Annotated in this window: 8 protein-coding genes; 4 read left to right on the top strand and 4 right to left on the bottom strand. The window is 47.2% G+C overall.

Features of this window, described 5'->3' with window-relative positions:
• Position 1: 1 nt before the first annotated feature.
• On the bottom strand, positions 2-625 hold the full coding sequence (locus tag AB4Z30_RS07785; protein ID WP_441924965.1) for an acetate uptake transporter: 624 nt from the start codon (positions 623-625) through the stop codon (positions 2-4).
• Positions 626-1,164: 539 nt separating this feature from the next.
• Between AB4Z30_RS07785 and AB4Z30_RS07780 the strand changes: the two genes are divergently transcribed.
• The gene (locus AB4Z30_RS07780; protein WP_441924963.1) at positions 1,165-6,372 is read left to right on the top strand and encodes a rhamnogalacturonan lyase family protein; all 5,208 of its coding nucleotides are present in this window, start codon (positions 1,165-1,167) and stop codon (positions 6,370-6,372) included.
• Between the two features lie 446 nt (positions 6,373-6,818).
• Positions 6,819-6,995, top strand: coding sequence for an aspartyl-phosphate phosphatase Spo0E family protein (locus tag AB4Z30_RS07775; protein WP_441924961.1), 177 nt, complete (start codon positions 6,819-6,821; stop codon positions 6,993-6,995).
• A 183-nt stretch (positions 6,996-7,178) separates the two neighbouring features.
• Here AB4Z30_RS07775 and AB4Z30_RS07770 read toward each other — a convergent pair whose 3' ends face one another.
• Positions 7,179-8,108, bottom strand: a complete 930-nt coding sequence (locus AB4Z30_RS07770) for a response regulator (RefSeq protein WP_441924959.1) — start codon at positions 8,106-8,108, stop codon at positions 7,179-7,181.
• A gap of 428 nt (positions 8,109-8,536) precedes the next feature.
• Between AB4Z30_RS07770 and AB4Z30_RS07765 the strand changes: the two genes are divergently transcribed.
• A complete protein-coding gene (locus tag AB4Z30_RS07765; protein ID WP_441924957.1) occupies positions 8,537-9,973 on the top strand; it encodes an alanine/glycine:cation symporter family protein in 1,437 nt (478 codons plus the stop codon).
• Between the two features lie 199 nt (positions 9,974-10,172).
• Here AB4Z30_RS07765 and AB4Z30_RS07760 read toward each other — a convergent pair whose 3' ends face one another.
• On the bottom strand, positions 10,173-11,012 hold the full coding sequence (locus tag AB4Z30_RS07760) for a methyl-accepting chemotaxis protein (RefSeq protein WP_441925358.1): 840 nt from the start codon (positions 11,010-11,012) through the stop codon (positions 10,173-10,175).
• Between the two features lie 292 nt (positions 11,013-11,304).
• On the opposite strand from AB4Z30_RS07760, the gene AB4Z30_RS07755 reads away from it, so the two are divergent.
• Positions 11,305-11,997: a Crp/Fnr family transcriptional regulator gene (locus tag AB4Z30_RS07755; protein WP_441924955.1), complete on the top strand. Its 693-nt coding sequence runs from the start codon at positions 11,305-11,307 to the stop codon at positions 11,995-11,997.
• A gap of 194 nt (positions 11,998-12,191) precedes the next feature.
• Here the strand turns inward: AB4Z30_RS07755 and pepT are convergent, their stop codons facing one another.
• Positions 12,192-13,430: a peptidase T gene (gene pepT, locus AB4Z30_RS07750; RefSeq protein ID WP_441924953.1), complete on the bottom strand. Its 1,239-nt coding sequence runs from the start codon at positions 13,428-13,430 to the stop codon at positions 12,192-12,194.
• Between the last annotated feature and the right edge of the window lie 28 nt (positions 13,431-13,458).

The following is a 13,458-nucleotide window of genomic DNA, read 5'->3' as shown; positions in this document are numbered from 1 at the left end:
ATTAAGCCTTAGGTGTGAAAATACCGGACGGTTTGCCGATCGGCAGGAAAGTATAACCGAAGTGAGCATTCAGAACCGAAGCACCTGTACCGTACAGGGACACAATACCAATCGCCATCTCAGCGTATGCAGCGATCGTATGGAAGATATGTGGTGCTACGCCGAAAGCGTCAAAGGTCAGACCAAGGAATAGGAAATCGATCAGGATGAAAATGATAAGCAATACTTTGTTCGCTTCTATAGCACCAATGGTCATAAACAAAGTGAAGATCAGATATCCGGCAAAAGCAAAGCCGAGCTGTTTGCCATCGGTCTGCTCAGCAAGTGTAGAGCCGAACACACCCATTTTAATCATCCAGTTTGCGCCCATAGCGAACCAGAAGAAGGCATATGCACCAAAAGCAGTAGTGCCAAAAGTGTTATTGCGTTTGGAATCCTGAATACATGCGAATAGCTGGGCAAAAGCTCCCAAGAAGATCGCCCATGGAATAGCGTAGCTAAGTCCATCGGTAATGCCAAGCTTTTGGGAAGAAGCAACCAGGGTTACGATCGCAAGCCCAAATAATCCCATCGCGCTGGGATCGGCGTTTATGATTTTGACTTTAGTCTGTGACTCGGTTTGCATGGTGTTGATAAGCCTCCAATAATATCAAATCTGGATGATGAACCTGTACAGTGTACAGGCCATCCTCGAACTTCATTTGGCATCCGCCGGACCCGGACACACATATCGACCTATTGTAACCGAATGGCCCGGTTAAGGAAAGGGATTTTATTACCTGGAACACCGGAAAACGGTTGCTTATGTGACAGTCGGTTGAATGGGTTGGTAATATATCGGGTTTGTGGTGAAAAAAGACGGATAATTACATGTTATTTCCAGAACATTAACGTTAGTATCGAGGGGAAATCAAATCTGCAGTTCGGTGTGGCCTGAGAGCGGCGGCATAAACTGTGGTAGGAAAGGGGGAACTGAAACCGGAACGAGGGAAGGGCGGAGAGGGTCGTAAATAGCGGATAAAGGTTATAAACCAACAAAATGCAAGCGCTTACTTATTTAAATTCAGCAGGAAAGTCTGTACGTATTCCACGATCAAGAAGTGCAAGGACGTGAGGATAAGGAAAGTGGAAGGACATGTTGAAGAAACGAAAGGGTGGGTGTAGATGATTGCAAAAAAGACACGACAGCTCGGCTTGATTTTGCTTATATCCGTATTTACGATTTCCAGCTTGGGATGGGGTGCATTCTTTGGCACGACAGCGGTAAGTGCAGCTGAACCGGATTCAGCTGTTGCTACGGGGGAAACGGCCGTTTATCGATATGACTTTGGATCAGGAGCAGTAGCGGATGGATATACCGGCGTGGGTGGCGATGCAGTTTATACATCGGAACGGGGATATGGTTTTGCGGATGTCTACAAAGTGACGGTACAGGACCGTGAGATCAGCGATCCAATCAAGTCTGATTTTGCAACGTTTGCTGCGGGTGGACAGTTCAACGTAGATCTGCCGAACGGGGATTATACGGTCTCGCTTGTTGCCGGTGATGCTAACGGAGCTACAGAGATTGCAATGGATGTAGAAAGCATGAACAAGGTGCAGCTGAACAGCAAGGCTGCAGGTGAATATCTGGAGATGAACTTTGACATCGCTTTGGTGGATGGTCAGATGAATCTGGTTTTCTCCGGTGCTGCTGCGAATTTGAATGCATTGGTTATTACGAAGCAAGCTGGGCGTGAGGCGGGAAGTAAACCGGTTCTGTATCTGGCAGGTGATTCCACGATGCAGACCTACAATCCGTATTGGGAGCCGCAAGCAGGCTGGGGGCAGATGTTGCCTTCCTTTTTTAACGATACGGTGGAGATCAAAAATCATTCCATTGGTGGACGCAGCTCCAAATCGTTTATTTTCCAAGGGCGGCTCGATGAAATTCTGAGAGTAATCCTTCCAGGAGACTATTTGTTTGTACAGTTCGGACATAATGATGCCACGATCAGTGTGCCTGACCGTTATGCTTCACCAGCCGATTACAAAATCTATCTGAAAACCTACATAGACGGTGTGCGGCAACGGGGGGCAACACCGATTCTGGTGACGCCGATGGGGCGCAGGGACTTTAATGCAAGCACTGGCAAATTCAATGTTTCCTTCCCGGAATATGTTCAAGCGGCCAAAGAAGTAGCGTCCGAAAACAATGTGTTACTGATCGATCTGAGCAGACTCAGTATTGAGTATTATGACTCGATTGGGCCTGAGGCTACGTTATCGGTGTTCCTGCATGTTGCACCGGGAATTTATCAAGCGTTCCCTAACGGAGTTGCTGATAATACACATTTTCAGGAGTATGGTGCCATTCAGATCGCAAGAATGGTTGCGGGTGCGGTGCATGAGCTCGACATTCCACTGGCGGATGCCGTGAAAGATGCTGAAGTGCCTGCTGAAGTTCCAGTGAAACCAAGTGGTCTGAAAGCTGGCGGCATCAGCAATGCCGGTGCTGTATTGAAATGGACAGCAGATGATGCAGCGGATATCTACAAAATCTATCGCAAGCTTTCCTCTGAGCCAGCATCTGCATATAAGCTTGCCGGAACAGCGACGGTTCCAACGATGACCTTATCCGACCTTAATGAAGGTGAGACCTACACGGTACGTGTGACTGCCGTGAATGGTCGAGGCGAATCCGAGCCTTCGGACGAGGTGAGTTTCGCAACGAAATCGGCTGCATATCGATATGACTTCGGTCCAGTGGGCTCTCCGGTCGCAGAAGGGTATAACGAGGTGACGCGCAATACCCTGTACACGCCGGAGCGTGGTTACGGCCTTACTTCTTCGGCCAATATGGCGGATCGGGATCGTGGTAACGCCACAGATGCGCTGCGTCGTGACTTCGTCATCTATTTTGGTGGAAATTATGAGTTTAAGGTAGATATCCCGAATGGCAGTTATTCGGTTAAAGCCTACATTGGGGACTGGATCGGCTCCGCTCGAACCAATATCAATATCGAGGGCAAGGACTATGGGACGGTGTCTTCCGGTGCCCAGAATATCGCGGAAAAAGTGATCAACGATGTCCAGGTTCAGGATGGTCAGATGAATCTGGTGTTCAGTGGACAGACCGCCCATCTGAATGGTTTAGAGATCACACCAACCTTTATGGCTCCATCCGGGCTTCAACTGGATGAACTCGATCTGAACAGTGATCCGATCCGTGCAGTATTGTCGTGGGAGGCAGCGTCAACTGGCGATGTACAGTACAAGGTTTATCGGCAATCTGCCGGAGCAACTAAACCAGAATTGCTTGCTACGGTTGATAATCCAGCCTACACGGATGACCAGATCGAACTCGGTATGGACTATGTGTACACTGTATCGGCAGTAGATCAGACGGGAACGGAATCGCTTGTGTCCAATGCGCTGAACGTATCCACGATTGATCCAAGTGTAACGAGAACGGAAGCGCCTTCCGGGCTGGCGTTACAAGAGATCCAGAAAAACGATGTTTCCTTCACATGGCATGAAGCTACTGGTGCTCGATTTTACCAAATCTATCGTTCCAAAAGCCAGAATGGGCCTTATGAGATGATCGGTCGTACCAAGGAAACTTCGTATAAGGACTCTACCATTCTTAGCACGGTTCCTTATTATTATAAAGTGGCCTCGGTGAACGCAGGCGGCGTATCTGAGCTATCCAGCGTGCTTGAAACTCCGGTAGCCACAACGTTGAATCGGGCAATGGAGTATTTGGATCGTGCACCGGTTGCGGTGAAAACGGGGCAAGGCAACTACATTGGCTGGCGCATGCTGGGTCTGGATACGGATTCAATCGCTTTCAATCTGTATCGTGATGATGTGAAGCTGAACGCAGAGCCGCTGACGGGAAGCACGAACTATACGGATACCGAAGGTACAGATAGCTCTAAATACCGTGTTACAACGGTGGAAAACGGAATAGAGAAGCCGGCGACGAAAGAATTCGGTGTATGGCAGGAGCAATACCTGTCTGTACCGCTGCAAAAACCTGCTGATGCGTATACCAAAGATGGGCAGCCGTATTCCTACTACGCAGGGGATGCCAGTGTCGGGGATGTCGATGGAGACGGCGAGTACGAAATTGTGCTCATGTGGTCGCCGAATAACGGCAAGGATAATTCTCAGGCCGGAATTACCGGCATTGTATATATGGATGCCTACAAGCTCGACGGAACCCGCCTCTGGCGGATCAATATGGGGCCGAATATCCGGGMAGGGGCACATTACTCACCGTTTCTGGTCTATGATTTTGATGGAGATGGCCGGGCTGAACTGATGATGAAGACCGCAGACGGAACCGTTGACGGCCAAGGGGAAGTCATCGGGGATGCGAATGCAGATCATCGTAACAGCTCCGGATATGTACTGCTCGGTGATGAATTTCTAACCGTATTTGACGGAGAGACCGGGGCGGCACTGGATACGGTGAACTATGATCCGCCGCGCGGAGATGTCGCTGCATGGGGGGATGGATACGGAAACCGTGTAGACCGCTTCCTTGCGGCTGTTGCCTATCTGGACGGGGAGCATCCAAGTGCGATGTTTAGCCGTGGGTATTACACACGTACGGTGCTTGCTTCTTATAATTTTAAGGATGGTAAGCTTAGTCAGGTATGGCGTTTTGACTCGAACGATGAGGGTTACGCTTCCTATGCAGGTCAAGGGAATCACAATCTGTCCGTAGGTGATGTGGACGGTGATGGCAAGGATGAGATTACATTCGGTGCTATGGCGATTGATGATGATGGCAAGCCGCTCTACAACACAAGACTGGGGCATGGAGATGCCATGCATCTGAGCGACCTCGATCCAACCCGTCCAGGGATGGAGGTATTCGGGGTACATGAGGATCGAAGCTCGAAATATGGCATGGAGATGAGAGATGCAGCCACAGGTGAAGTGCTGTGGGGTGTGTTCACGGGGATGGACACGGGTCGCGGCATGGCGGCTGATATCGATCCAAATTACCCGGGAGCTGAGGTATGGGCTGCAACGATTACCAATGAACAGCATATTCCCATTACCGGATTGTACAGTGCCAAGGGAGAGCTGATCACAACCAAGATTCCTTCCTCGACCAACTTCGGCATCTGGTGGGATGGCGACTTGCTACGTGAACTGCAGGATGGCATTCGAATTGACAAGTGGGACTACGAGAACCAGACTACGGTTAACCTGCTGACCGCAACAGGTGCTGCTTCCAACAATGGAACCAAAGCGAATCCAAGCTTACAAGCTGATTTGTTTGGCGACTGGCGTGAGGAATTGATTTGGCGCAGTCAAGACAGCTCCGAGCTGCGGATCTATACCACGACCGATGAGACCGATGTTCGTCTTCGTACGTTGATGCATGATCCGGTTTATCGTCTTGGCGTAGCGTGGCAAAATGTTGCTTATAACCAGCCGCCACACACCAGCTTTTATCTCGGTGCAGACATGGAGCAACCGAAAGCACCGAATATTCGCTATGTGGGTGGCCCGCAACAGCCAGAAGACACCACACCTCCAGTCATAACAGGCATGCCTGCGGAGCAGATGAGCGAAGATGATGTGCTTCCAGTGAAGGTGAAGGCGGAAGACCCCGAGTCGGGGATCGCACGACTGGAGCTGACTTGGGACGACAAGACAGTTCGATTAAATGACGAGATTGTACTGGCCGGGCTTGCAGGCAAACATATCTTCACAGCTCGTGCAGTGAACGGTGCAGGACTGATCACCGAAGTATCAGTGGAGGTAAATGTAGTTGCTGGAGATCAAGCAGTGGGTATGCCTGGCATACCAGTCTTATCAGATAATAACGGTCACGGGAATGGGCTGAGCGATGGAGCATACACGATTACGATGAATATGTGGTGGGGGAATAATGGTACGGAGTATAAGCTGTATGAAAATGGAGAGTTGCTGGATACGCAGAAGCTATCTGCATCTACCCCCTCAGCCCAGAAGGCATCGACTTCTATTCAAGGGCGGGCTAACGGTACGTATGTGTATACGTGTGAGCTGACGAATGCCAAAGGCAAGACGGAATGTCAGCCGCTGACGTTAACCGTTCATAATGCTGAACCATCCAAGCCTGAATTGTCCCACGACAATTGGGATGGAGATGGCCATTACACGATCACGATGAATATGTGGTGGGGAACCAATGCTACATCATACAAGTTGTACGAGAACGGCATAGAGATTGACAGCCAGCCGCTAACGGCATCCACTCCGGATGCGCAGGTAGCCAAGGTGGAGATCAAGGATCGTGCCGTCGGTGATTATGAATATGTAGTGGAATGGATCAATGCAAGTGGAAAGACTGTGAGTGAAGCGATGCAAGTGAAAGTCACAGAATAACATCCAATCTCTATTCTCTAATCTCTATTCTCTAATCTCTAGTATCTTATGTGTAAATATCCGTCAGCCTAACAGACAGGACAGTTTTATTGGACATGGAATAAGAGGTAACAGAGAGCATCTTTCCATTCTCAGAAGGGCACCAATCAGGTGTTCGGGATTGGAGGGGTGCTTTTTTGGTTTATTTTTATAAAATACACAATTACGACACAATCCAAATTAAAGTGGAATGAGCATAATAGGAGTTGCCTATAGCCATAGGATCGATGTGACAAAGCAGTGTTACATCTGGTATTTTTCACCAATCTCTATTAAAATGGAATTAGCCCTTTCAAAATTTGGAGAAGCAGACAAAACATCCATGTCTCCTATGCCATATGTTAATCCAACTATAGATTGACAGGAAACACTACAATGGAACTCAAATTAAGGAGGTATCAGGGGCCATGGTTATGAGTTTGGATTTGAAAAATAAAATAGAAAAAGCCAGGCATAACCTTCATAAACTGGTTGAGCATAATAAGGGAAGGCTCGGACATCCCGAAGTCATTCGGCAGTCGATGGCACTGGATGAATTGATTAATGAATATAATCGAATGTCCCGGAATCAGACACGAACATGAGAGTGAATTGAACGGGAATGAAACTATATATAGTAGTAGTGCATCATCGTATGAACTTATATGGTTTGGGCGAGCAGCGCATCAACCAAATCAAGGAAGGGCATGAAGTTCGCCGTAAGGACTAACCCTGCATCTATATGAGGAGGGAGTCCTGACGGTGGATCATTCATGCCTGTTTTTCGTTCAATGGAGCATGCGTTTCGCTTCAAGGTACAGCACTTGTACGAACTTCTTTGTATTGATGCGGGTCTGTGACAGCGAGGGTTCCACGTTGTTTTGCAGTTCGAGCATTTTTTTGCGAATCTCGGTAAAATCAAAAAATTTAGAAGCGTAGTTTTCGAATTTCGGATGAGTATAATCTGTCAATCCAAGAGATACCACATGACTGAGTGTCTGAAAAATAGCTCTACGCACCCGCTGTTCCGATGCTTTCACCTCTTTGGTAATGTCTGCAGCCAAGGCGTTTTCTCCTAGTTTACGCTGAGCAATTTGCTGGAAGATGTCTTTAAGCGAAGGGAATGTGTACGGGGAAAGCTTATGTTCCTCCGTCTCTAATTGTTCGAGATATTCCAGCATGTCCAGCAGATCACGGCTGCCAGCCTCCCCGATCATACCCATCTCGGATAACAGAAAATGGCCTGTGGTGGCAATCGTTTTGTCCGGAGTTTGTGCCTGTTTGCGTTCACCTGTGTGCAAGCCCGTCAGTCCTTGCAGCGTACGCTGGATATCAGCAATAGACTGCTGCATTCGTAGTCTCTCCTCGACCAGCCTGAGCACCGATAGAATCTCGAGCCGATTGATCGGTTTCGTAATATAATACTCAATGCCCAGAGAGTAAGCTTCTCCAATCATATTTTTGGACTCAATCTGGGAGATCATGACGATCTTGCCTCTGAACTTCCCTTCAAGCGCCCTTACCGTTTGAATACCATCCTGGTGTGGCATCAGCAGGTCGATCAACAGTACATCCACTTTATGCAAATCTAGTAATTCGGCATGAATATGTGCCCCATCCTCGGCTTCCCCGGCAATATCACCCAATCCTTCATCTTCAATAATGTCCATTAGCATGGAACGCACGCCTGGATCATCATCCACGATAAAATAACGCAAATCCGTCACGTCCTTTCCAGTTCATCATGGTGTTTCTACAAAGTGCTCTATGTTAAACGGCGGTTCCTTCGCCATAAAATCTTGGTTACTTTACATATTGGCTATCTCCGGCTCTTCAGATACCTCTCCTATCATACTTCCCAATGACAATTCTGCATAGAAGCTTAGATGTAAGGTAAAATGACAATGACTGGATGAGAGAGGCGCGTTTTCGAAAAAAATGTGCAGTAAACATGTAGGTATTTGTCGTTTTTGGTAGGTGTAATTGTAGTATAAGTAACATGCATCCGTCTGAACCTGTGGTTGTGTAAAATGTTGCAAACTTTCAGATGTTTCAAACACAGCACCCGATCAGACATAGGTAGTCTCAGGATAAGAATTGAATGCAGTAGTCTTTTTTATAATACATCATAATAAGGGGCGTATCGATGGAGCAAACAATACAAGATGTTGTCGTCGTTTTCAATGATTTTCTTTGGTCTAAGCTGTTAATCATTCTGCTGGTTGTCTGTGGTGTCTATTTCACAACCAAAACGAGGTTCATGCAATTCCGCATGATCGGAGATATGGTCAAGGTACTTCGAGAGCCAAAGAGTAAGGAGCCAGGCAAAATTTCCCCATTCCAGGCTTTCTGTATCAGTATGGCCGCACGTGTGGGTACGGGAAACATTACAGGGATTGCACTAGCCATAGCTCTAGGTGGGCCTGGTGCTGTATTCTGGATGTGGATTATCGCGATTATTGGATCAGCTTCGAGCTTTGTGGAGAGCACCTTGGCTCAGATTTACAAAATAAAGGACAAAGGTGGATTCCGCGGAGGACCAGCCTACTATATGGAGCGAGGGCTTGGAAAACGGTGGATGGGGGTACTTTTTGCTATTCTAATCACCCTTTCGTTCGGCTTAGTCTTTAACGCTGTACAGTCCAACACCATTACAGTGGCATTCCAAAACTCGTTTGGCACGGATCGCTTAACGGTTGGTATCATTATGGCTGTCGTTTTTGCAGGCATCATTATGGGCGGAGTTAAACGAATCGCAAAAGCGTCGGAGTATATCGTGGTGGTACTTGCTGTGTTGTATATTGGGGTGGCAGCATTTATCGTGCTCGCAAACATCACACAACTTCCAGCAATGATTGCGTTGATTGTGAAAAATGCCTTCGGCATCGAACAGGTCGCCGGCGGGACACTGGGTGCTGCGCTGATGAATGGCGTTAAACGCGGATTATTCTCGAATGAAGCCGGGATGGGGAGTGCGCCGAATGCTGCGGCTACGGCAGATACATCCCATCCGGTCAAACAAGGCTTGATCCAAGCTTTTGGTGTTCTGACAGATACACTGGTTATTTGCACAAGTACGGCTATGATTATTTTGTTATCCGGGGTATATCAAGGTTCCAATCTGGGTGGTATTGAGCTGACTCAGGCAGCACTTAGTGTACACATTGGCCCATGGGCTTCGGGATTCCTGGCTGTGATGGTATTCCTGTTTGCCTTCAGTACGTTGATTGGTAACTATTATTACGGCGAAACAAATATTGAATTTATAAAATCGAACAAGGTGTGGCTCTGGGTTTATCGTGTGGCTGTCATCAGCATGGTGGTATTTGGTGCAGTAGCGAAGGTACAACTGGTGTGGGATTTGGCTGATCTGTTCATGGGTCTGATGGTTGTAGTTAACTTAATTGCCATCCTGATGTTGTCCAAAGTCACCTTCGAAGCCTTGAAGGATTACAAGCGGCAGAAGGCAGAGGGACGTGATCCCGTCTTCACTCGTGACCGGATTCATATTCCGGGCGAAGTTGAATGCTGGGAGTCGGAAGACGAAGTGACGGGTACAGGAAAGCTGGATGCAACAGGATAATGTTGTGCATGATATAGATTGATTTCATTCCTAGCGAATCCAAAGGTTCAAACGAACGAATAAGCTCGTTATAACACACCATAAAACAGGACTTGGACTACCATGATGGCATTCCAAGTCCTGTTTATTACATACTTCAACCTAGCAATAAGGTTTTTATGCGGATCGTTCGTGTATGAGTTGTTCTTGTTTTCTTCTGTTACTTTTCTACGGAGTAGCTGATCAATTGTTCGGACAGAGCTTTCATGCGTGCACCTGTATCATTCAATTTCTCGATGACATCGGTGAAGGAGGCAACCAATGTTGCCTGTTCCTGCGAAGAAGCAGCAATCTGGGACACTTCAACCTCCATCTGCTTGATGACTTGTTGCACATCTTTCAAGCTGGCATCAATATCGGTCGTTGCTTGTTTCGCATCGACAGAGAGTTTACGTACTTCGGAGGCAACGACACCAAATCCGGCACCAGCTTCACCTACACGGGCAGCTTCAATTGCGGCATTCAGGCCGAGCAGGTTGGTTTGCTCCGAGATTTCACGAATAAAACCAGCTACCTTGTTAATCTGGGACGAGTTCTGCACAGCAATTCGTGTATTCTCCAAAATCTGTTCGCTGGTAGCCTGCAACTCCTCGGCGTGAGCCGCAACGTGTTGCACCATATCAACGAGGTTGGCATTGATTTCATGATTCTCTTGAATGATGTCCTCAAGCTGATTCTGATTGGACTGGTCATAAGATGCACAAAATACGGCAACGACATTATTATGATCATCAAAGATTGGAATGTTCAGTGTGTCCAGTTCAATTCCAAACACTTCTTTGGACAGTGTAGAGAGCGTAGCTTCTCTTCCATTTTTCAAAACGGCAAAGTTCTGATAGGAATCCAGAAGTTTCATTCCTTTTTCAAATCCAAGGTCGAACTTCTCGGTGGCCAAGACATCGAGTACTTTTTCGTGATCATAAATGGAGAGGCTGGCTGGCTCCCGAAGAATCAGACTAATATACGGCAAAGCTTTTAACAGTGCATCCACAATGTGTATGTTACTCATGGAACTAAATCATCCTCTCAATATTTAAATGTGAAGTGAATTGGAAAATTTGCAGAACCTCTATTGTTCATCGGACAAAAATCGGATATCCTGAATGCCTGATTACATGAAAATCGAACTATTTTCCAAATGATATTCAAACTTTTTCCCATGTAGTGCGTTTTCTTGGATATTAGTTCTAGTTGTAACTGTTTTTGTGTCAATTCATGGGTGTGGTTTCAATTGAAATATAGGACATGTGTCCATTTTTGAATATCGGGGAAATCATTGGAGGTGAGGCTGGATGAAGGAAGTGTTGAACTTTGAGCTTGTGCAGCAACTTGTCCGGGAGCATGGATTGGATCAGGTGTTGGATGAAACATTGCTTTCCGAGCTGCGTCTGCTGGAGGTGGAGAAGGGGGAGCGTATTTGTGAAAAAGGAGAACGTCCTGAACGTTTATATTTTCTCGTGGAAGGTAAGCTGAAAATCTTCACAACTCTGCCGAATGGCAAGTCTCTGTTGCTCCGATTCAGTACACCACTCGCTCTTGTGGGTGACCTGGAGCTGGTGAATGGAAAAGAAGCGAATAATACGGTGCAGTCTGTGAATCGCAGTCTGCTGTTTGCCATCAGCTACCGTATCATTCAGAACACGTATGCTGAGAATCCGAAATTTCTCCATTTTATGCTTAGTCAAGTGACACACAAGCTGTATACGTTCTCGAATCTGTCGAGCCTGAACATGTTGTATCCGGTTGAAAGCAGATTTGCCAGCTATGTGTTATCTACGGTTGATCAGGATACAGCTGCTTCAGAGGAGATTCAAACATCGAAACTGACGGAACTGGCTGATCTGCTGGGTACCAGCTACAGGCATCTCAATCGGGTCATTCAGGACTTGTGCAGACGCGATATTATCCGCAAAGTAAGACGAAAGATCGTCATTCAGAACGTGGAGGAACTGAGAGAAATCGCAGGAGGTAATGTGTACGAGTGAATTGCAGGAGATAACGTGTACGAATAAGTGAATGTCTTTGCACCAATGAACCGTCGTGCGCTGACTTGCTTTACATTCCTTGTAATCCGCATGCCTCGTTTTCCCCTGATGTCAAAAAAAGCACCCTTCAACGTGAAGGGTGCTTTTGGTTATTCGATCTTTTGTTTGTAACATATCTTCCCTATCTATTTCGATCAGATGTTTCCCCTCTGCTCGAACAATTGTGCAATCTCGACGATGACTTGTGTAGCCTTTACCATATTATCTACGGATACATATTCAAATTTGCCGTGGTAGTTTTCGCCGCCCGTGAAGATATTCGGTGTTGGCATGCCCATGTAGGAGAGCTGGGAACCGTCTGTTCCACCTCGAATCGGGCGGATAATAGGCTCAATGTCCAGCCTTGTCATGGCTTCATGCGCGATATCAACGATCTGGCGGACAGGTTCGATTTTCTCACGCATGTTGTAGTACTGGTCGTTCATCTCAATCGTGACGCGTTTATCTCCGTACTTGGCCTTCAGTTCATTTGTGATGTTTAACAGGTTGGTTTTGCGCACTTCAAACTTCTCCCGGTCAAAATCACGAATAATATACTGCATCTTCGTCAGCTCAACGTCGCCCTCCAGCGACAGCAGATGATAGAAGCCTTCGTAACCCTCTGTGGATTCAGGTGCTTCCTCTACAGGTAATCGTCCGTTTAGCTCCATCGCAATTTTCAGTGAATTCACCATTTTACCTTTTGCCGTGCCGGGGTGCACGTTGGTACCGTGAACTGTAATTTTGGCTGCAGCTGCGTTAAAGCTCTCATACTCCAACTCGCCAAGCGGCCCGCCGTCTACGGTATAGGCATATTTCGCACCAAAGGCAGTGACATCGAACTTGTGCGGCCCGCGGCCGATCTCTTCATCCGGGGTAAAAGCAACCCGAATCTTGCCGTGTTTCACTTCCGGATGTTCAATCAGATAAGCCATCGCCGTCATGATCTCGGCAATACCTGCTTTATTATCTGCACCAAGCAGTGTGGTGCCATCGGTGGTAATTAACGTATGACCTTTATACTCATGGAGTTCAGGGAAGTCTTGGGTGGACAAAATAACGTCAAGTTCCCGGTTCAGCACGAGGTCTTCACCATCATAGTTTTCGACCACTTGCGGTTTCACATTTTTGCCGGTAAAATCGGTTGCCGTGTCGAGGTGGGCGAGGAAACCAATGACAGGGACATCCTTGTCCGTATTGGACGGAAGTGTGGCCATCACATAGCCGTTCTCATCCATCGTCACTTCTTGCAATCCAATAGAGGTGCATTCTTCTACAAGCAATTTGCCCAGTGCCAGTTGTCCCGGCGTGGATGGAGAGTTGTCACTATTTTCATCGGATTGGGTATCCATCTGTACATAAGTGCTGAGTCTCTGTATTAATATATCTTTCAAGTGTAATCGCTCCTTTATGGGTAATATA

The sequence above is a fragment of the Paenibacillus sp. 2TAF8 genome (genome assembly GCF_052114825.1).
Classification (GTDB): domain Bacteria; phylum Bacillota; class Bacilli; order Paenibacillales; family Paenibacillaceae; genus Paenibacillus.
Note: the sequence above shows the minus strand (reverse complement) of the source record. Positions and strands in the feature narration are given on the sequence as shown.